The sequence below is a fragment of the Mesorhizobium sp. M8A.F.Ca.ET.165.01.1.1 genome, from assembly GCF_004792065.1.
In the GTDB taxonomy this organism is placed as follows: Bacteria; Pseudomonadota; Alphaproteobacteria; order Rhizobiales; family Rhizobiaceae; genus Mesorhizobium.
Map to the genome: position 1 here is coordinate 494,447 of NZ_SRTH01000003.1, position 20,009 is coordinate 514,455.

Here is a 20,009-nt window from a genome sequence, read left to right on the forward strand (position 1 = left end):
TACGTAAAACTTTAAATATAGGGTTAACGGAACCGTGATTTGGGCGCCGTTTTCGCAACATTTTTCCCGGCCATTCATTAACCCGTTGTCCACTGGAATCGCCTAGTTTTTCAGGCGGCCGAAGAAAATGGAGTTCGAGTTCATGCGTGGCGAAAGCGGCATTGCCTTCTCAATGCCCGGGGGCGACGTATCGGGAACGAGGCAGTCCCGGCCGGTCGATTTGGCACACCTTGCCCGGCAAACGATGGGCGACCGCGCCCTTGAGCAGGAGGTGCTGGCGCTGTTTGTACAGCAGGCATTGTCGGTGCGCGACAAAATAGTCGATGCCGACATCAAGGACCGGCTGCTGCTGGCTCATGGTTTGAAAGGATCGGCACTCGGCGTGGGCGCCTTCGCCATCGCCGATTGCGCCACCGATATCGAACGCCGTCCGGAGGACGTCCAGACCCTCAAGCGGCTCGGCCGGCTGATCGACGAAATGCGCGACTTCATCGCCGCCATCAATCGCTGATTCCGGTTTGCGACAAAAACGTCACGGAGCGCCGCTTTCGCGCGGCAGTTGACTTGTTTGCCGGAGTGATTATCTCGGGCGAAACTCTCTTTCGTCCCAGGCGAAAGGCTCTTCGTTGCGGGCGAAACTCCCTTCAGGTGACAAATGACCAAACTGACCTTCATCGCCCATGACGGCACACATTTCGACGTGGATGCCGAAAACGGCTCGACGGTCATGGAAAACGCCATTCGCAACGCCGTTCCGGGCATCGAAGCGGAGTGCGGTGGCGCCTGCGCCTGCGCGACCTGCCATGTCTATGTCGACGAGGCCTGGAGGGCCGAAGTCGGCGAACCCGAGGCGATGGAAGAAGACATGCTGGACTTCGCCTATGAGGTCCAACCGAACTCGCGCCTGTCTTGCCAGATCAAGGTGCGCGACGCACTCGACGGCCTGATCGTGCGGGTGCCCGAACGTCAGGGTTGAAAGCCAGCATCGGCGATTTTTGCCGCTGACGCTTGGCAGCGGGGCAATGGTCATGCAGTCTCGCCGGGACTTTCGCAGCGAGGCGCATCATGACCGGCATCATCAGCACAGACGTCCTCATTGTCGGGGCAGGGCCGGTCGGCCTGTTCGCCGTGTTCGAACTCGGCCTGCTGGACCTCAAGTGCCACCTGATCGACATTCTCGACAAACCGGGCGGCCAATGCGCGGAACTCTATCCGGAAAAGCCGATCTACGACATCCCCGGCTGGCCCTCGATCTCGGCGCAAGGGCTCGTCGACAAGTTGCTTGAGCAGGTTGAGCCGTTCAAGCCTGACTTCACCTACAACCGCATGGTCTCCAGTCTCGAAAAGTTGGACGACGGCGGCTTTCGCGTGACCACGGACGAGAACGAGGTGTTCGAAGCCAAGGTGGTGGTGATCGCCGCCGGCGGCGGCTCATTCCAGCCGAAGCGCCCGCCAATTCCCGGCATCGAGGCCTATGAAGGCACGAGCGTCTTCTATTCGGTTCGCCGGATGGAGGATTTTCGCGACCATGACCTGGTCATCGTCGGCGGCGGCGACTCGGCGCTGGACTGGACGCTCAACCTGCAGCCGGTGGCAAAGAGCGTGACACTCGTTCACCGGCGGCCCGAGTTTCGCGCGGCGCCCGACAGCGTCAACAAGATGTACGCCATGCAGGAGATGAAGCAGCTGGAATTTCGGGTTGGCCAGGTGACCGGGCTCACCGGAGCCGATGGCCAGCTGGCATCGGCCACCATCAAGGGAGGCCCGAATGGCGACATCGAGGTGCCTTGCACCCGCATGCTGCCGTTTTTCGGCCTGACCATGAAGCTCGGCCCGATCGCGGAATGGGGGCTCAATCTCCATGAGAACCTGATCCCGGTCGATACGGAGAAATTCCAGACATCGGTGCCCGGCATCTTCGCGGTGGGCGACATCAACTGGTACCCGGGCAAGCTGAAGCTGATCCTGTCGGGTTTCCACGAGGTGGCGCTGATGGCGCAGGCCGCCAAGCGCGTCGTCAGCCCCGGCGAACGAATCGTGTTCCAGTATACGACTTCGTCCACCAGCCTGCAGAAGAAGCTCGGCGTCTCCGGCTAGCTATTCCGCCAGGATGGGCGCCGGATCGTCGACGTGGCCTCGAAGTTCTTTCTCGGGCATCAGCGTCAGCGTGATGAGGCCCAGTCCCAGAGTGCCGGCCGCGACGAGAAAGATCATCACGAAGGGCTGGGCCGATGCGACATGTCCAGCCACCGCAACGCCTTCACCGGCCAGCGGCAACCCAAAGCCCAGAGCGACGGCCCCGAGCATCGCGACCCCCAATGCACTGCCCAGCGACCGCAGAAAGGTAAGCACCCCCGTCGCCACACCAAGATGCATGCGGTCGACGGCATTCTGCACGGAGACGGTGGTTACCGGAAATGTCGTCCCGGTCCCCAGCCCGATACAGATGGTCAGGACTTCGACGACCAGCAACGATGCATGGCCGGCGACAAAGGCCAGCAGGCCCATGCACAGGATGGCGAAGAGGACGCCGACCATGGCGATGCGCTTGTAGTGGGTGAAGCGCGGTATCAGGCGGCCGCTGGAAGCGGCGCCGCCCACGGTTCCAAGCAGAAGGCCGAGCATTGCAACGCCCGACTCGCTGGCCGTCAGGCCAAGTATCGATTGCAGATAGACCGGCAGATAGACGGCAAGGCCGACGCTGGAGGCCTGGAGCAGGAACATCGACAGCGTGCCGGCCAGGACGATCGGGTTGCCCAGCACTTCCAGCGAAATGAGCGGTTCGGCCGCCCGCATCAGCCGCAGGGCAAAGGCGCCCCAGAAAAGCGCGGAGCCGGCCAGGACGCCGACGACTTCCGGCGACATCCACGGGTAAGCGCTGCCGCCCCAGTTCAGCGCCAGCAGCAACAGCGCCGTGGCCACGATGAGCAGCAATGCGCCAAGACCATCGATGCTGTGATTCTTGGCCGCGATCGGCAGCTTCTTGAGCGGCGTGTTGATGATCGCCATCGCAACAAAGCCCAGCGGGATATTGATCCAGAAGATGAGGGACCAGTGCAGATGTTCGGCAAAAGTGCCGCCCAGCAGCGGCCCGGCGACGCTGGCGACGGCCCATGTGCCGGAAAACCACGCCGCATAGCGCGCCCGCTCGCGCGGCGGGACAAGGTCGCCGACCACGGTCTGCGTCAGCGCGAAAAGGCCGCCGCCACCGGCCCCCTGGATCGCGCGCCCCAGGATAAGGACGAACATGTTGGGAGCCAGTGCGCTGACCAGCGATCCGGCAAGAAAGATGAGGATTGCCGCATAGACGGTCGGCCGACGCCCATAGACGTCGGAAATCTTGCCGTAGAGCGGTGCCACGGCGGTTGCGGTCAAGAGGTAGCCGGTGACAATCCAGGGCAGGTATTCGGCATGGCCGAGCGAGCGCCCGATGGTCGGCATGGCGGGCGCGACGATGGTCTGGTCGAGGGCCGCCAGCAGCATCGACAGAAGGACGCCGCCGATAATGGCGTTCTTTTCGCTTTCGGTCAGCGGCGCGCTCGCGGCCGCCACGGCCTGCTTGTCGACTGCCTGGTCCATATTTCTCGTCCATGCGCCTTGCGCTGCCGCATCACCATCGGGTCTTTGTGGTGCATTCGCGGCGCGATCGATCGTGATGGTCGTGCTTCCAGCTTGTGCCCGAGGCAACCCTGGATATGTCGTTCCCTATAGACCGATTTCGACCGCCGCTCGAAAAAAATTCGAAGCTGGCACTACGCTTCCGCCCGGTTGGCTTGCATCCAGGCGAACGGAGCCGGCGAGGAAATTCAGGTTGGCGGCGGCAATTGGCCACTCTCGATGCGTTGCATCCGGTAGCGCATTAGCCGCAGGATGCGGCTTTCGAAATTGACGCCTTCGACACGGTCGAACCGCAACTGGTCCTGGTCGTGTCTGGCAAGCTCGGCCGCCGTTATCTCGGCGGCCTTGGCCTTTGCCGCATTGCAATCCTTCTGCGGATGGGTTGCCTTCAGCGCGTCTTCCAGTGCGCGGCCGTGGTTCTTGGCGATCTCGACATGGCGGTCTTCATGGCGCTTGATGTCGGCGGACAATGTATCCCAGAACAGCCGTACATCGGCATCGGCTTTGCGTGGGCGGCGCCATTCGGGAAGGATCACCTTGACCTTGACGGTCACGACCGCGTCGGCGATCCGGCAGGAGCCGGACTGGCTGGCGTAGCTGATGCGTGTCGTGAAGGCCATCTGGGTGGCGCCCGGGTGGCGCGACCCCGTGCTTTTGACCTGCGGCCCGTGTTTGGCGAGTTGCTGCTCGATATCCTCCAGCGTTCTGCCGCCAATGGCGAAATAGCTGTATGTCTTCACCAGATTGGCCGCATCCGCCGGAACGGCGACGGTAAGCAGCAGTGCGCAGAGCAGGGATCGTGTCATCATGTTGCCTCTTCGGTCACCTTGCTTTACGGCCTTTGCCGGCGCAACGGAACTGATCCGATGCGGATCACACATCGTTGATGACCCCCTTGGTTGATGAGCCCATGGTTGATGCGCAATGACGGCGAGGCGATGGCAGCTGGCGCACGGGCGTCATCTCGAGCTTGGCGGCAAGGCCGTGGTGGTCGGCATCCTCAATGTCACGCCCGACAGCTTTTCCGACGGCGGCCTGTTTGAGGCTCCCGAAACCGCGCTGGTCCATGCGCGCCGCATGATCGGGGAAGGCGCCGCGGTCATTGATATCGGCGGCGAATCGACCCGGCCGGGCGCGGCGGCGATCTCGGCCAGCGAGGAGCAGGCCCGTATCCTGCCGATAATCGAGGCCTTGGCGCGTGCCGGCGACGTGTTGATCTCGGTCGACACCTATCGTGCGGAGACAGCACGGCTCGCGGTGGCAGCCGGCGCGCACATCGTCAATGATGTCTGGGGTCTGCAGCGCGAGCCAGACATTGCTCGGGTGGCGGCCGAAACCGGCGCCGGGCTCGTCATCATGCATACCGGCCGCGACCGCGAAAAGCTGCCCGACGTGATCGCCGACCAGTTGGCGTTCCTGGGAAAATCGCTGGAGATCGGGCGCGGGCAGGGTGTCGCCGACGACCATGTCGTGCTCGACCCCGGCTTTGGTTTCGCCAAGGAGACGGCGGCGGAAAACCTCGATCTGATGGCGCGGTTTTCCGAGCTTGGCGCGCTCGGCTTCCCGCTGATGGCCGGTACGTCGCGAAAACGCTTTATCGGCACCGTCACCGGCCGCGACGCAGCCGACCGGGCGGCCGGTACGGCGGCGACCAGCGTCATACTCAGGCTCAAGGGCGCGCATCTGTTTCGCGTCCATGATGTCGCAATCAACGTGGACGCGCTGGCCGTGGCGGATGCTATGCTGGCGCGGGACACCGGATCGGAACGCTGAGCCATGTATGTCATCCGCATGAAGAATTGCGCCTTCTTTGCCCGGCACGGCGTGCTGGACGAGGAAGAAGCGCTCGGGCAGCGCTTCTATGTCGATGCCTCGCTCACCGTCGAGCCCGGACGTGCGCTCGTCGATGACGCCATCGGGGAAACCGTCAATTACGGCGTTGCCTTCACCGTCATCGAGGAGATCATTACCGGACACAGGCGCTTCCTGATCGAGGCCCTGGCCCTGGAAGTCGCAAAGGCCCTGACCGGGCGCTTTCCCCAGATTCGCAAAGCCGAGGTCACCGTTCGCAAGCCGAATGCGCCGGTGCCTGGCGTGCTCGATTACGTCGAGGTGACCGTTGTCTGGCCAGAGTAACACCGTCTATCTGAGCCTCGGCGGCAATCTCGGTGATCCGGCCAAGTCGATGGGGGCTGCGTTGCGCCTGCTCGACGCCGATGCCGACACTGACATGGCCGCCGTTTCCTCGCTCTACCGGACGCCGCCCTGGGGCAAGCTCGACCAGCCGGATTTCCTCAACGCGGCCGCAGCACTGTCGACGCGGCTGTCGCCGCGGGCATTGCTCGACCTCTGCCTCGATGCCGAGCGAAAGCTCAAGCGCGTGCGCGAGGAGAGGTGGGGGCCGCGCCTGATCGACATCGACATCCTGGTGTTCGGCGACCGCATCATCCATGAAACGGGCCTGGAGGTGCCACACCCGCGCATGCTGGAGCGCGCCTTCGTGCTGGCACCGCTGGCCGAGATCGCGCCGGACCTCACCATTGGCGGCAAACGCGTTGTCGATCGCCTGGGCTCGGTCGATGCCGCGGGCATCGAACGCCTGCCGTCAGGCCAGGATTGGTGGCTGCGCTAGACCGCTGGTATCAGCCGGAGAAACCATCGTCATCCAGGAATGCTTTTTCCTCAGCGGTCGTTTCGCGCCCAAGCATCTTGTTGCGGTGCGGGAAACGGCCGAAGCGCTGGATGATGTCACGATGTTCCAGGGCGTATTTCAGATTGAACTCGGCCCTGGCTGTGTGAAGTTCAACCGACCGGTCCTGGTCGGCAAGATTTTCCGAATGCTCGAACGGCAAATAGAGGAACACGCGGACCTCCGGTTCCAGCGCCAAATCGTGGCCGGCAGCGACCGCCTTTTGCGCGAAATGCTTTGCCAGGGGGTCGGTCGCAAACATATGGCCGGTGCCGCGAAAGCAATTGCGCGGAAACTGGTCCAGCAGGATCATCAGCGCCAGCGAGCCTTCGGCATGTCCTGACCAGTCGTCGCATTCGCGCCGCGCGGCGGCGTAATGGAGGTCGAGGAAGCGGGCGCGGAAATCGGCATCGAATGCGTCGTTCTTCTCGAACCAGGCATCCTCGCCGGCGTCGCGCCAGAACTTGGTGACCGAGAGGGCTCTGCTGTTCAGTTCCATCGTTGATTTCCCCGTTCAATCCGCCGGTTCGGATTTATGCAGGACGCCGGCCGTTTCCTCGTTGAGCGCCTGGCCAGGACGGCGGGGCGTGGAAAGCGGGGTCGGTATCGGCGTGCCGATATTGCCTTTCAGGAAACGCTGTCCCGAGCGGATGCCTTCGGCGAGCTGGGTCTCGAAGCGGGCCGTGTCGCGGCGCCTGACGTCCTCGATCGTTTCGGCGACGTCTTCGGGATCGACGCCCAGTGCCTCGAGGGTCGAGCCACCAAAGACGAGTGCCGATTCGAAGGTTTCGCGCAGCTGATAATCGACGCCGGCGCGGATGAGCTGCAGCGCCGTGCCGCGGTCGAACGCACGTGCCAACACCGTAAGCAAGGGAAACTCCGCCTTGACGAGTTCGGCGATGCGGATGGCGGCGTCGGGCTTGTCGACACAGATCAGCACGGCCCGCGCCCGGCCGGCCCCGGCCGCGTGCAGGATGTCCAACCGTGTGCCATCGCCATAGTAGACCTTGAAGCCGAAATCGGCGGCCGCCTGGATCATCTCGACATCGTTGTCGATGATCGAGACGTCGATACCGCGCAAGAGCAGTGGTTGGCTGGCGATCTGGCCGAAGCGGCCGAAGCCGATGATCAGCACGCTGCCGGTCAGGCCGTCGGCGACTTCGACGCCGTCCAGCGACTGCTCGTCGCGCGGCGTCAAATAGCGCAAGGCGATGATCGCCAGCGGCGTCAGCACCATGGAGATGATGACGATCGCCGTCAGCGTCGCGTTTGCCTGGCCGTCGATGATGCCGACGGCGGCGGCCGCGGAATAGAGTACGAAGGCGAATTCACCGCCTTGCGCCATGAAGACCGCGCGCTCCAGTGCCTCGCGGTGGCCTGATTTCAGGATGCGGGCGACGATGTAGATGCCGAAAGCCTTCATCACCATGTAGGCGACGACATAGATGGCGATCAGCTTCCAGTTCGCGGCCACCACATGCAGGTCGAGCGACATGCCGACCGCAAGGAAGAACAGGCCGAGCAGGATGCCGCGGAACGGTTCGATGTCGGCTTCGAGCTGATGGCGGAAGGTCGATTCCGAAAGCAGCACCCCGGCCAGGAAGGCGCCCATCGCCATCGACAGGCCGCTGAGCTGCATGGCGAGCGCCGACCCGAGCACGACCAGCAGAGCCGCGGCCGTCATCACCTCGCGCGCACGGGCATCCGCCAGGATGCGGAAGAAGGGATTGAGCAGGTAGCGTCCCGCCACCACCAGTCCGACGATCGCGGCGAGGCCGATACCGACCTCGGTCAGCCGCTCCGACAGGCTGGTATCGGCACCGCCGGGTGCCAGGAAAGCGATCAGGGCGAGCAGCGGCACGATGGCCAGATCCTCCAGCAGCAGGATGGAGACGATGCGCTGGCCCTTGGGAGAGGCGATTTCGCCGCGCTCCTCCAGAAGCTGCATGACGATGGCCGTCGAGGTCAGCACGAAACCAGCCCCGGCGACGAAGGATTGCGCGATCGGAAACCCTCCGGCCATGCCGACACCAGTCAGCAGCACCGCGCAGACCCCGACTTGAAGCGCGCCAAGCCCGAAGATCTCGCGGCGCAGGCCCCAGAGCCGCGATGGCTGCATTTCCAGGCCGATGATGAACAGGAACATGACGACGCCGAGTTCGGCGACATGCAGGATGGCTCCCGATTCGGAAAAGACACCGATGCCGAACGGGCCGATCACCACGCCTGCGGCGAGATATCCGAGAATCGAGCCGAGACCCATGCGCTTGAAGATGGGGACGGCGACGACCCCTGCGGCAAGCAGCGCCACCACCTGAATGAGATCGCTGCCTGATGCTTCCGCTGCCATGCCTCTTGTCCCTGTGTCCGACATCACTCCTTGCATGCAGTTGGAGCGGGAGGCAAGGGCGGGGAGCCTGCCAGGGCCGGTAGGGGTGCCGTCGAAGCGATTCCCCTGGTGGAACAACGGTCTCCGCTTGCCTGTCGGACGATTGGTGTCTATATCTGCCCAATGCCTGACCATTCGTCCCGGCCGTCTTCGGCGCCACATATTCCGATGGATGCGCTCAGCGAAGTCCTGCAAGACTTTCGCTTGAGTGGCGTCAACTATGGCCGATGCGAGCTCCGACATCCGTGGAGCATCGCCTTTCCAGAGCAACCGCTCCTTCGTTTTCACTTTGTAAGTCAGGGTCCATGCTGGATCCATACCGAAGCGCAGGGATGGCATGAGTTGCGCAATGGCGATTTGGTGCTGCTGCCGCAAGGCATCGCCCATCGGCTGGCTAGCGCGCCGGACGTTGCAGGCGGCTCGCTCGATGATTGCCAGGTGACCAAGTTGGGGGGCAACGTCTGCGAAGTCGTGCGGGAAGGCACGGGCGCGACAAGCACCTTGTTCTGCGGCTCCATGACCTTGGGCGCCTGTGCGCTTAACCCATTGATCGCGTTGATGCCACCTATCATCAAGGGTTGCGACGTTGCAGGCAATGACCCGGTCGTTGGTCCTTTGCTGGCGGCAATGACCGCGGAGGCCGCGCAACCGCAGATGGGCAGCGCCACCATCTTGTCGCGTATGGCGGACTTGCTGACAGCCCGGCTCATTCGTTGCTGGGTCAATTGCACGGGAACTTCGACCACCGGTTGGCTCGCGGCCATCCGCGACCCTCATATCGGCCGCGCTCTGGCAGCCATGCACCGAGACCCCGGCCATAACTGGACGCTCGAAAGCCTCGCCGGCCTGGCAGGCCAATCGCGCTCGATTTTCGCGGAGCGCTTCAGCGCCGTATTGGGAGAAGGCGCGGCACGCTATCTCGCCCGTCTGCGCATGCAGCTTGCCCGCGAGTTGTTGGGACAAAACGGCTTGTCGGTGGCCGAGGTTGCTACCCGCTTGGGCTATGATTCCGAGGCATCCTTCGCTCGCGCCTTCAAGCGCATCACCAATGTCTCGCCGGGCGTTGTGCGTCGCACAATTCCTGGACGAATAGACATGAATTTCGGATTTTGAGATACATATCATCCGAAAAGACTCGTTTATGAAAGATCTCCAAACTTTGGAGATCCTTCCGTGACTGACACAACATTACAGCTTGAAGACGCGGCGATAGACCTTGATGCCGCCGCGCCGGGGACGTGGAGCGCAACCACATGGTTCGCGGTCCTTTCGTTGGCGGCAACCAGCTTTGCGCTGGTGTCCGCCGAATTCCTGCCGGCAGGTCTGTTGACGCCGATGGCGCGCGATCTCGGCATCAGCGAGGGGACGGCCGGGCAGGTGGTCACCGCCACCGCTTCCGTCGGCGCCGTGACGGCCATGTTGAGCAATGTCCTCATCGGCCGATTGAACCGCAAGACGGTGCTTGTCGGCCTCATGGCACTGGCGGTCGGTTCCAACATTCTTGCGGCGCTGGCGCCCAATTTCTGGCTGTTATTGTTGGGCCGGGCCGGACTGGGGATCGCTCTCAGCGCTTTCTGGGCACTTTCGGTCGCCGTCGTGGCGAGGCTGGTTGGCGCCAATGCGACGGGGCGGGGCATGGCGATCGTCACCCTCGGCGTCTCGCTCGCAACAATTGCCGCACCGTCGATGGGCGCGTTGATCAGCGATTGGCTGGGTTGGCGGAGCGCCATGGCCATGACGGCGGGGTTGGCCTTGCTTGCCATGCTGCTGCAGTTGCTCAGCCTGCCGACCTTGCCTGCAACGGCAAGCAATAGTCTTGCAGACGTCTTTCGGCTGACACGGCGGCGTGGCATTCAACTCGGTATGCTCGCCATCCTTTTGCTGATGACGGGGCATTTTGCCGGCTCGGTCTATGTGCGTCCCTTTCTCGAACACGTGACGCTCCTTGCAACCGGGCCAATTGCCCTGGCATTGCTCGGATTTGGCATCGCGGCTGTGATCGGCAATATTGCCGGTGGCCGCATGGCCGACGCCAATATCCACGTGGCTCTCGTGGTTACGGCCGCATTGATGGCGTTCGCGGCGCTGGCATTGGTGCTTTGGGGCGTGCACATCGGCGTTGCCTTTGGGTTCGCCACCCTGTGGGGTTTCGCCTTCGGCATGGCGCCTGTGGTGCTGCCGACAAATCTGTCTCGCGCGGCGCCTGACGCGCTGGAAGCAGCCGGCAGCCTGATGGTCGCCTCCTTTCAGGTCGCCATCACCACCGGTGCGGTTGTCGGCGGTTATGTTGTGGACACCTATGGCCCTACAGCGCCTTTGACCGTGACGGCCATCCTTGCCGCATCGACGGCCGTCTTGGCGCTGCTACAACCGCGTAGCTGAACTTTGCCGCCGCCGACACAGCAGCCTGAATCCGGCCGTTGGCGATATTGCAGGCGCGTTACACAAGTTAACGTCGGTAACGCGTTGCATCTTGCCACAATCGAAGGCTAAGCACGCTCGGCTTCGGCCATTGGGGGTGAGCGGCGATCAAGTCGCGCCCTTTTGAGGAGATGACTGACATGAAGAAGTTTTTGCTCGTTGCCGTCGGGCTGGCGGTGCTTGCCGGTTCGGCCTGTTCAAAGGCGCCGGAATGCACGACCGAGATCGCAACCAAGAAAGCGCAGGACATGGCCGCCGCGCTGCAGGAGGCGATCACCAAGGACCCGTCCAAGGCGGCTGACCTGACCGCCAAGGTCCAGGCGGTGACGACCAAGTATCAGGGTTCCACGACCTTGGCCGACGCCTGCAAGGCCTATGACGAGGTGACCGCCGCGATCAAGGGCTGACGCCCGGTTCGTTTGTTTCAAAGGAGGCGGTGGCGATGGGCTGCCGCCTCTTTTGGGGGTATCCCAGCAATGCCAAGAACCATCCGGAATTGCGTAAAGAAATGGAGGCGGGGTGCGCCTCAGTTCGGCGTGATGGAGCCGACTTCGACGGCATCGACTCGCTTAAGGCTCATGCCGATCACCGGCACCAGTTGGTCCTGAACGCGCACGGCGACCGTCACCGTCATCGAATTGTCGTCGGGAATGCGTGCCTGCATGACGCCGCGCAGCTGGTTGCGGTTGATGGTGAAGACCACCTTGCGGGCGTCGACGACATTGCCGCCGATGATATCGAGCCCGGCACCGGCCGAGCCGCCCATGAAGGAACCCTTGTAGTCGCGGCCGTTGCGCTCGATCTTGGCCGACATCGGCTGGGTGAACATGCCGACCCGGCAGCCGCCGTCAAGCGTCATGCCCGTCTTGCCGTCGGGGGTGGAGCCGGTGAAGCTGCAGTTGAATTTCGTGCCCTTGTACTTGCCGGCGACGATTTCGCCGGGGCCGACCCACTTGCCTTCGGCCGACTGGAAAAACTGCTTGTCCGGCTCTCCGGCGCAAGCCCCGGAGGCAATACCGGCGACTGCTGTGATCGCCGCCGCCAGGGGCAAGATGCTGGACAGAATTACGCTTTTCATCGACGACACCCGGCAACAACGAGGCTGTTTGAAACCGGTTTGACCATGAAGAAGATTGGTTAATGCTTCGTCACCTCAGGGCCTCGAAAGCGCAATCCCATCGTGCCGCGAAAGAGGCGCTCGTCATTTGTCGGGTGCGTTTGTTTCGGTGTCTTTCCTTGTCGCAAACGACGTCAGCGCGGCGAGGAAATCGCCCAGTCCCGGGCGCTTGGCGGCGCTGAAGGGCAGGGGGCGCGCCGTCTCCATGGCCGCGATGCCGATGCGCGCCGTCATCATGCCGTTGACGACGCCTTCGCCGAGCTTGGCCGAGAGGCGCGCCGCCAGGCCGTGGCCGACGATCTGTTGGACAAAGCTGTCGCCGACGGCAATCGAGCCGGTGACCGCCAGATGCGCCAGCACGCTGCGCGCCAGGCGGAAGAAACCCAGCGTTCCGGGCCGTCCGCCATAGAGTTCCGACAGCCGGCGGATGAGGCGCCCGGCCTCAAAGACGACATAGGCGACGTCGACGAGCGCGCGCGGGCTGACCGCCGTCACCAGCGAGACGCGCTTTGCAGCCTCGAGGACCATCACCTTGGCCCTGGCATCGAGGGGGCCGAGGATTTCCGCTTCCGCCAGGCGCACCAGATTGGCGCCGTCGATGATCTCGCCGCGCAATTCGGCCAGCGCGCGCCGGCCGGCCGCGGTCTCGGGTTTGGCCGCGACAAAGGCCGACAGTTCATCGACCACAGATCGCGCCGCTTTCGGATCGTCGCGCGCGATGGCGTCGAGGGCCCGCCTCTGCAGCTTTTCGACCTCGGCGAGGCGGGCGATCGCCAGGAATTCGCGAATCAGGATCACCAGAAGCGCCAGCAACGCTATCGCCGCCATGCCGGCGGCGAGCCAGCCCAGCCATTCGGCGCGGGCAAAGAGATCGCGTATCAACTGGTCGGTCCACAGGCCGACAGCCAGCGAAACCAGCACGCCGAAGGCGCCGAAGAAGATGCTGCCGAGAACCGAGCGTTTTCGGGGGGCGACCGACGGCGACGGCTCGGCGGCAATAATGTCCGGTTCGTCGAAGACGTCGACCTCCGCCGGGATGACCAGCGCCACATCGGCCTTCATCGGGCGCGGTTTGCGCGGCGGTTCGGCCTGGCGTGGTCGAGGCGCGTCTTGTTTCGGCGTGGCTTCCGGCTCGATACGGAATGCCGCCGGTTTGCGGGGCGCTGTCATGCCAGATGGTCTCCGATCAGGAACTGCAGGGCACGGTCGAGCCGGATATGCGGCAGCGACAGCGTGACGCCTTCGGCCGTGCGTTCGAGTTTGGGCGGACGGAACCGGACGAAGCGGATTGCCGGGTCTGTGGAGTCCTGCCTGTGGTCCGGTCCCGAAAGATCGAAAACAGCATCAATTTTTTCCGGTAAATCACCAGGAAATATAGCTGTTTCCGTCTTTCCGTCGAAGGTTTCGCCATTGATCTTCTCGCCGGCGATCGGCGTGCCGATGATAACGGGCAATGTTTCCCGGCCCTGCTTGACGGTGCCTTCGCGGGTCGCGCGCACGGCCGCCATCGCGACCACGTCGACATCGGCGCCGGTGAAATTCGCCCGCGCCACGGCGCGGTCGGCCAGGCGCCGCACGATCGCCTGCAACCGGTCATGGCTTTCGTGGTGCAGATGATCGGCTTTGGTCGCGGCAACCAGGATGCGGTCGATACGCCGGGAGAAGAGGTCGGTGAGGAAGCTGCCCCGGCCGGGGCGGAAGCAGCTGAGGATCTCGGTGACGGCGCGCTCCAGGTCGGCCATGGCGCCAGGCCCGGCGTTCAGCGCCTGCATGGCGTCGATGAGTACGATCTGGCGGTCCAGACGCGTGATATGTTCGCGGAAGAACGGTTTGACGACATGTGTCTTGTAGGCCTCGTAGCGCCGTTCCATCATGGCGTGCAGCGAACCGTTGCGCGCGCGCCTGTCGCCGAGGCCGGCCAGCGGCGCGAAAGTCAGCGCGGGCGAGCCTTCGAGGTCGCCCGGCATCAGGAAACGTCCGGGCGGCAAGGTCGAAAGCGCTCGCTCGTCGAGCTTGCATGCCTTGAGGTAGGCGGCGAAGCTCTCGGCCAGCCGGCGTGCCGTCATTTCGTCGGCGTCGGCATTCGGGTCGATTTCCGCCGAGATCGCCCGCCAGGCCCGCGACAGGTCCTCGCGTACCGGCAGCGTGGCCATTTCAAGGGCTTCGCGCGAAAAATCGGCGAAGGATTTGCCGAGCAGCGGCAGGTCGAGCAGCCATTCGCCGGGGTAATCGACGATGTCGACCGACAGCTTGCCCGACGAGAACATACGGTTCCAGCCGGAGGCCGATTCATATTCGATCGTCAGCCGCAGTTCAGAGATGGCGCGGGTCGAGTCCGGCCAGACGCGATCGTTGACCAGAGCGGCGATGTGGTCCTCGTACTGAAAACGCGGCACGGCGTCGTCGGGCTGCTGTTCGAGGAAGGCGCGCGCGATACGCCCCGATTTCTGCGCCTCGAACAGCGGCAGGCGTCCGCCGTGGATCAGATTGTGGACGAAGGCCGAGATGAAGACGGTCTTGCCCGCGCGGGATAGACCCGTGACACCCAAGCGCAGCGATGGAGAAAAAAGTCCGGTGGCACGTCCCGACAATGTGTCGAGGGCAATTCTTGCCTCGTCGGTGAAGGTGGTCAGCGATGATGCCAAAATATGCTCTCTCGGACTTGCGTCCGCCCGATATAGGCGGTGGAACCCGGCTTTGAAATGGCGCTGGACATCGGCATCAGAGATCGGCCGGTGTCAGGAAGGCTTCGAGATAGCCCGCTCCCTGGGCCGCTTTCGCCAGATTGCCGGGGAAACGGACGACGGCGAGGCCCGAGGTCGGAAAGCCATGATTGAGCATTGCCCGCTCCGTCTCGCCACCATCGCCCGACACCGCCATGGCGAGATCCTCCGTCATCGGGTTGTGGCCTATGACCAGCAAGGAGCCTGATCCGCCATGATCCCGGACGAGCCGGAGATAGCCGGCCGCGTCTTCGCTGTAGAGCGTGTCGAAAAACAGCACCTTGCCTGTGTCCGTCTGACCGGCCAGTCCCTCGAGCGTTTCCTTGGCGCGTTTGGCGTTGGAGCACAGCGTCAGGTCCGGCACATAGGAACGGGATCGCATCGCGGCCCCCATCTTTTCGGCATCGGCGCGGCCGGATGCATCGAGCGGACGATCGAAATCACGCATGCCCGGCAAGGCCCAGCCGGCCTTGGCGTGTCGCAACAGATAAAGCCTGCTCACTCAACCTCCAATGACGCCCGAAAGCCGAAGTCCTGCCGCGATTAGCCACGAGAAAAGCATCGCGCACAATGGTGCACGTTCTTCGGCGCGGCGAATCACTTGCGGGGGCAAGCGGCGAAGATCGTCCTACTTTCGCCATCGAAACAGATCTATCCCGCTCCGGGGAAGGCTGCGGGCGCACTTTAACAATTGCGTGAGCCGGTGGCTGATTGCGCTTGTGCAGGCGTCTGGCGGCGAATATATAGGCGCCAAATTTGGGGCTGTTTGGGTGAGTCGAATGAACGACATCGTTACCGCCGATTACGTACCCTCCGAAGACGAGCCGTTCATGAACGAACGGCAGAAATCCTACTTCCGCCTAAAGCTCGTCACCTGGAAAAATGACATTTTGCGCGAAGCGCGCGAAACCCTCGAAATCCTGCAGCAGGAAAACGCCAACCATCCCGACCTCGCCGACCGCGCCTCTTCGGAAACCGACCGCGCCATCGAGCTCAGGGCCCGCGACCGTCAGCGGAAGCTCATCTCGAAGATCGATTCGGCACTACAGCGCATCGACGAAGGCACTTATGGCTATTGCGAGGAGACCGGTGAGCCGATCGCGTTGAAGCGGCTCGACGCCCGCCCGATCGCTACCTTGTCGATCGAAGCGCAGGAGCGGCATGAGCGCCGTGAAAAAGTCTATCGCGACGACTGACAGTAGCGCTGCATCGATTTCCAAATGGCCGGTTTTCCGGCCATTTTTGTTCGATGTCGCCGCGCATGCCAAAGCGCGCTTGAACATCGACCGGTTCAATTCACCGGCAGGCCACCCTGGGCGCAAATCATCTCTTCTGGCTTGAGAGTTCGCCCAAAAGCCTCGTCATTTCATCATCGAGCGACGGCGGCGCCTTGGCTGCCGGTTTGGCCGCCGGACCGCCGGACCGTGGTTGGTCCAGCGAAACCTCGAGTTCCTTCATCAGCGTGTCGTCGATGCTGTCCTGCGGCGGCGGTGGCGCGTGCCTGACGGCATTGGCATTGGCGGAGCCATAGGCGGGCAGCGGCGTGACATTGGTCGACTGATAGATTTGCGCCGCCGGTTTCGCTGCGGGAGCCGGTGGCGGTGCCGCCGGGCGCTGGCGGGCGGGCCCTGCCACCGGCTGCGGAGCGGGTGGTTGTCTGGGAGGCGCGGGAGCGGGCTGCGGCGGCCGCGGCTTCGCGACCGGGGTCCCGGCCGCCGGGACAGGCTGCGGGCCGCCATCCCCGGTCAATGCCGGACGGCGCGGCGCGGCGAGGCGGATGTCGCGTTCGACAACGACGTCGGTCGGGCCGCCGATCAGGAGCAGATGTTCGATGTCGTCGCGTCGCACCAGCACCAGTCGGCGATGGCTGTCGACGGCGGTGGCGTCCATGACGGCGAGCCGCGTCTTGCGGTTGCGGCCACCGGCGACAAACGTCCCGAAGGTCAGGTTGCGCACGAGCCTGACGATGATGAGAACGATGACCAGCAGGATCAGCGCCGCGAAGGTCCACAGGAGTGCCGCCGCATAACCGGGGCCCGCCACGCTATCCAGCCACTGCATTGGTTTCCCCTGATCGGTTTTGGAAAGTGACGCGACACTAGACCGTTGCGACTGGCCACCGCAAGTTGCCTTTCACGCATCGTGAACAGCTTGAAACACAGGGAAGGCCGCTCGACATCATTTTTATCTGACATTTGCCGCCCGGGCCTTTTCCGGACTAGGAGAATATGATTCAACCGGCTAAAGCGCGTCGCGCTGAAACGGATTCATGCGACGCGCTTCAGGTCCTTGTTTTTCATGCGTGACGTTTTCCCAAAACCGAAGTCACTTTTGGGCGACATGCATTAGGGGCGGGTGTCGGAACCTCGGATTTCACGAGCAGGGGGCATATGGCCAAGGAAGCGCGCGGCGATTTCTATCCGGTACCGATCGTCGACCAGAATACGCGACCGGGCGCGGTCACCCGGCTTATCATCTTCATCGTCGTTCTGACGGGCGCGGCCATCGTCTTCGGCCTTTTCCGCGAGCGCCTCGGCGACCCCTTCCTGCTTGGCATGCTCGGCGTGCTGGCGATGATCGGTGTCGGCTTCCTGTTCGCGACCGCGATCGGCTTCGTGCAGATCACACCGCGCTCGACGGGCGACGAACTGTCCAAGGCTTTCGTCGATTCGATGGGCCAAGGCCTGCTGGTCACGGACACCAAGGGTCGCGTCGTCTACGCCAACCGGGCTTATGCCGATATGACCGGGGCCACCTCGGCCGCCGATCTGAAGACCGTCGAAGGATTGCTCTCGGATGTCCCCGAGGCCTCGGTGACCATTTACCGGCTGGCGTCCGGCTTGCGTGACGGGCAGCCGGGCGATGGCGAGTTCAGGCTGGCGCAATCGATCCGGCCCGGCGCTGAACCGGGCGCCCGCTGGTACCGGGCGCGCGCCCGCGCGTTCAGCGTTCCGGGCCAGCGGTTGCCGATGCTGGCCTGGCAACTCGCCGATATTTCGCAGGAGCGGGCCGAGCAGGAGCGTTTCTTCCTCGATCTGCAGAAGGCCATCGATCACCTCGACCACGCGCCGGCCGGTTTCTTTTCGGCCGATCAGGACGGCCGCGTCACCTACATCAACGCCACGCTCGCCGGATGGCTGGGCATCGACCTTGCCAGCTTCACGCCCGGCGCCGTCACCTTGCCCGATATCGTTGCCGGCGACGGCATGGCGCTGGTGCGCTCCGTCAAGGCGGATCCCGGCACGACGCGCAATGCGGTCATCGATCTCGACTTGACGACGATGACCGGCGAGGCGCTGCCAGTGCGCTTCATGCACCGCGTTTCGGCAAGCCGCGAGGGCGTCGGCGGCCCGACGCGCACCATCGTGCTCAACCGTACGCAAGGCGAGGATGCCTCGGCCGATCTGCGCGCTTCGGAAGTGCGCTTCACCCGCTTCTTCAATTCGACGCCGATGGCGATCGCCGGTGTCGATGCCAGCGGACGCATCCTGCGCACCAACGCACCTTTTCTGTCGCTGTTTTCCTCGGTCGTCGACCGCGATGCCGTGGATCGCCGCGTACGGCTCGACACGGTGATCCATGACCGCGACCGGCCGGCCTTTGCCGCAGCGTTCGAGAAAGCCCGGCAGCGGCAGGCCGATATCGAACCGATCGACACCGTGCTGCCCGGCAACGAAGAACGGCACATCCGCTTCTACGTCAATGCCGTCGCCGACGGTACCGGCGGCGAAGGGGCCGAGGAATCGGCCATCGTCTACGCCGTCGAGACGACCGAGCAAAAGGCGCTCGAAGGGCAGATGGCGCAAAGCCAGAAGATGCAGGCCGTCGGCCAGCTCGCCGGTGGCATCGCGCACGACTTCAACAATGTGCTGACCGCCATCATCATGGCGTCGGACCTGCTTTTGACCAATCACCGGCCGTCGGATCCGTCCTTCCCCGACATCATGAACATCAAGCAGAACGCCAACCGAGCCGCCTCGCTGGTCAGGCAGTTGCTGGCCTTCTCGCGCAAGCAGACGCTGCGGCCGGAAGTGCTGAACCTCACCGACGTGCTCGCCGATCTCAGGATGCTGCTTGCCCGGCTGGTCGGCAACGACATCAAGCTCAAGGTCGACCACGGCCGCGACCTGTGGCCGGTCAAGGTCGATATCGGCCAGTTCGAGCAGGTGGTGGTCAACCTGGCGGTCAACGCGCGCGACGCGATGCCGGCGGGAGGCGATCTCACCGTGCGCACACGCAACGTGACCGCCGAGGAGTCCAAGACCTTCCCGTATCGCGAACTCGCGGCCGCCGACTATGTGGTGGTCGAGGTCGAGGACACCGGCTCAGGCATCGCGCCCGACGTGCTGAAGAAGATCTTCGAGCCGTTCTTCACCACCAAGGAGGTCGGCAAGGGCACGGGCCTCGGTCTGTCCATGGTCTACGGCATCATCAAGCAGACCGGCGGTTTCATTTTCTGCGATTCCGAAGTCGGCAAGGGATCGACTTTCCGCATTTTCCTGCCACGTCACATCGCGGAAGCGAAAAAGGCGGCCGAACCCGGTGAAGCACCGGCCGCCGCGGCAGTCAAATTGGCCGATAGCACCAAGGACCTGTCCGGGTCGGCGACGGTACTGCTGGTCGAGGATGAGGACGCCGTGCGCATGGGCGGCATGCGGGCACTGACCTCGCGCGGTTACACCGTCCACGAGGCGTCCTCCGGCGTCGAGGCGCTGGAAGTGTTCGAAGCGCTCGGCGGCAAGGTCGACATCGTCGTTTCCGACGTAGTGATGCCGGAAATGGACGGGCCGACGCTGCTCGGTGAATTGCGCAAACGCCAGCCGGACATCAAGTTCGTCTTCGTCTCCGGCTATGCCGAGGACGCATTCGCCAGAAACCTGCCGGCGGAGGCGCATTTCGGCTTCCTGCCAAAACCGTTCTCGCTCAAGCAACTGGCTACGATCGTCAAGGATGTGCTTGAATCTTAGGTATTTCCAATGCCGCGCCCCTTGCATAACGCGGTAACAACGCCATGATTATTGGCAATATAGCAGGCGGGCTTGGGGGAGCAGC

Annotated in this window: 20 protein-coding genes; 11 read left to right on the forward strand and 9 right to left on the reverse strand. The window is 63.5% G+C overall.

Annotated features, from left to right (window positions below; all coding sequences use genetic code 11):
- Positions 1-142 precede the first annotated feature (142 nt).
- The 3 genes from EN808_RS11650 to EN808_RS11660 all read left to right on the forward strand — a co-directional run bounded on the left by EN808_RS11650 (position 143) and on the right by EN808_RS11660 (position 2,097).
- A complete protein-coding gene (locus EN808_RS11650; RefSeq protein WP_135915834.1) occupies positions 143-511 on the forward strand; it encodes an Hpt domain-containing protein in 369 nt (122 codons plus the stop codon).
- Between the two features lie 144 nt (positions 512-655).
- On the forward strand, positions 656-976 hold the full coding sequence (locus EN808_RS11655) for a 2Fe-2S iron-sulfur cluster-binding protein (RefSeq protein ID WP_135915835.1): 321 nt from the start codon (positions 656-658) through the stop codon (positions 974-976).
- A gap of 89 nt (positions 977-1,065) precedes the next feature.
- Entirely contained in the window at positions 1,066-2,097 is a 1,032-nt protein-coding gene (locus tag EN808_RS11660) for an NAD(P)/FAD-dependent oxidoreductase (protein ID WP_135915836.1), read from the forward strand.
- Here EN808_RS11660 and EN808_RS11665 read toward each other — a convergent pair whose 3' ends face one another.
- Entirely contained in the window at positions 2,098-3,579 is a 1,482-nt protein-coding gene (locus tag EN808_RS11665; protein WP_135915837.1) for an MDR family MFS transporter, read from the reverse strand.
- A 227-nt stretch (positions 3,580-3,806) separates the two neighbouring features.
- Positions 3,807-4,427 (reverse strand): DUF922 domain-containing protein, encoded by a 621-nt coding sequence (locus EN808_RS11670; RefSeq protein ID WP_167531424.1) that lies wholly within the window; start codon positions 4,425-4,427, stop codon positions 3,807-3,809.
- A gap of 115 nt (positions 4,428-4,542) precedes the next feature.
- Between EN808_RS11670 and folP the strand changes: the two genes are divergently transcribed.
- From folP to folK, 3 genes are read left to right on the forward strand one after another with little or no spacing between them, the layout of a single operon-like run.
- The gene (folP, locus tag EN808_RS11675) at positions 4,543-5,391 is read left to right on the forward strand and encodes a dihydropteroate synthase (protein ID WP_135880462.1); all 849 of its coding nucleotides are present in this window, start codon (positions 4,543-4,545) and stop codon (positions 5,389-5,391) included.
- A gap of 3 nt (positions 5,392-5,394) precedes the next feature.
- Positions 5,395-5,754: a dihydroneopterin aldolase gene (gene folB, locus EN808_RS11680; RefSeq protein ID WP_023773903.1), complete on the forward strand. Its 360-nt coding sequence runs from the start codon at positions 5,395-5,397 to the stop codon at positions 5,752-5,754.
- Complete coding sequence (gene folK, locus EN808_RS11685) at positions 5,738-6,250, forward strand: 2-amino-4-hydroxy-6-hydroxymethyldihydropteridine diphosphokinase (RefSeq protein WP_135915838.1); 513 nt, start codon at positions 5,738-5,740, stop codon at positions 6,248-6,250. The genes folB and folK overlap by 17 nt, the downstream gene beginning before the upstream one ends.
- A 10-nt stretch (positions 6,251-6,260) precedes the next feature.
- On the opposite strand, the gene EN808_RS11690 is transcribed toward folK, so the two are convergent.
- Both EN808_RS11690 and EN808_RS11695 read right to left on the reverse strand, forming a co-directional pair.
- A complete protein-coding gene (locus EN808_RS11690; RefSeq protein ID WP_135915839.1) occupies positions 6,261-6,806 on the reverse strand; it encodes a DUF924 family protein in 546 nt (181 codons plus the stop codon).
- 15 nt (positions 6,807-6,821) lie between these two features.
- Positions 6,822-8,657: a monovalent cation:proton antiporter-2 (CPA2) family protein gene (locus EN808_RS11695; RefSeq protein ID WP_127872553.1), complete on the reverse strand. Its 1,836-nt coding sequence runs from the start codon at positions 8,655-8,657 to the stop codon at positions 6,822-6,824.
- Between the two features lie 162 nt (positions 8,658-8,819).
- Here EN808_RS11695 and EN808_RS11700 point away from each other — a divergent pair, with 162 nt between their 5' ends.
- The 3 genes from EN808_RS11700 to EN808_RS11710 all read left to right on the forward strand — a co-directional run bounded on the left by EN808_RS11700 (position 8,820) and on the right by EN808_RS11710 (position 11,524).
- Positions 8,820-9,809, forward strand: a complete 990-nt coding sequence (locus tag EN808_RS11700) for an AraC family transcriptional regulator (protein WP_189521762.1) — start codon at positions 8,820-8,822, stop codon at positions 9,807-9,809.
- A gap of 60 nt (positions 9,810-9,869) precedes the next feature.
- Positions 9,870-11,078: an MFS transporter gene (locus tag EN808_RS11705; RefSeq protein ID WP_127872552.1), complete on the forward strand. Its 1,209-nt coding sequence runs from the start codon at positions 9,870-9,872 to the stop codon at positions 11,076-11,078.
- Between the two features lie 179 nt (positions 11,079-11,257).
- A complete protein-coding gene (locus tag EN808_RS11710) occupies positions 11,258-11,524 on the forward strand; it encodes a hypothetical protein (RefSeq protein ID WP_027029131.1) in 267 nt (88 codons plus the stop codon).
- A 119-nt stretch (positions 11,525-11,643) separates the two neighbouring features.
- On the opposite strand, the gene EN808_RS11715 is transcribed toward EN808_RS11710, so the two are convergent.
- The 4 genes from EN808_RS11715 to EN808_RS11730 all read right to left on the reverse strand — a co-directional run bounded on the left by EN808_RS11715 (position 11,644) and on the right by EN808_RS11730 (position 15,459).
- A complete protein-coding gene (locus tag EN808_RS11715) occupies positions 11,644-12,195 on the reverse strand; it encodes a hypothetical protein (protein ID WP_127279123.1) in 552 nt (183 codons plus the stop codon).
- A 123-nt stretch (positions 12,196-12,318) separates the two neighbouring features.
- Positions 12,319-13,404, reverse strand: a complete 1,086-nt coding sequence (locus EN808_RS11720; RefSeq protein WP_135915840.1) for a TIGR01620 family protein — start codon at positions 13,402-13,404, stop codon at positions 12,319-12,321.
- The gene (locus EN808_RS11725; protein WP_127872550.1) at positions 13,401-14,879 is read right to left on the reverse strand and encodes a YcjX family protein; all 1,479 of its coding nucleotides are present in this window, start codon (positions 14,877-14,879) and stop codon (positions 13,401-13,403) included. Before EN808_RS11725 ends, EN808_RS11720 begins: the two co-directional genes overlap by 4 nt.
- A 76-nt stretch (positions 14,880-14,955) precedes the next feature.
- Positions 14,956-15,459 carry a histidine phosphatase family protein gene (locus EN808_RS11730; protein WP_127872549.1) on the reverse strand — a complete coding sequence of 168 codons (504 nt, stop codon included), beginning with the start codon at positions 15,457-15,459 and terminating at the stop codon, positions 14,956-14,958.
- 277 nt (positions 15,460-15,736) lie between these two features.
- On the opposite strand from EN808_RS11730, the gene dksA reads away from it, so the two are divergent.
- Entirely contained in the window at positions 15,737-16,153 is a 417-nt protein-coding gene (gene dksA / locus EN808_RS11735; RefSeq protein ID WP_006202025.1) for an RNA polymerase-binding protein DksA, read from the forward strand.
- 127 nt (positions 16,154-16,280) lie between these two features.
- On the opposite strand, the gene EN808_RS11740 is transcribed toward dksA, so the two are convergent.
- Positions 16,281-17,018, reverse strand: coding sequence for a flagellar biosynthetic protein FliO (locus tag EN808_RS11740; RefSeq protein WP_135864443.1), 738 nt, complete (start codon positions 17,016-17,018; stop codon positions 16,281-16,283).
- A 329-nt stretch (positions 17,019-17,347) separates the two neighbouring features.
- Between EN808_RS11740 and EN808_RS11745 the strand changes: the two genes are divergently transcribed.
- Entirely contained in the window at positions 17,348-19,924 is a 2,577-nt protein-coding gene (locus tag EN808_RS11745; RefSeq protein ID WP_135915841.1) for an ATP-binding protein, read from the forward strand.
- Positions 19,925-20,009: the final 85 nt, after the last annotated feature.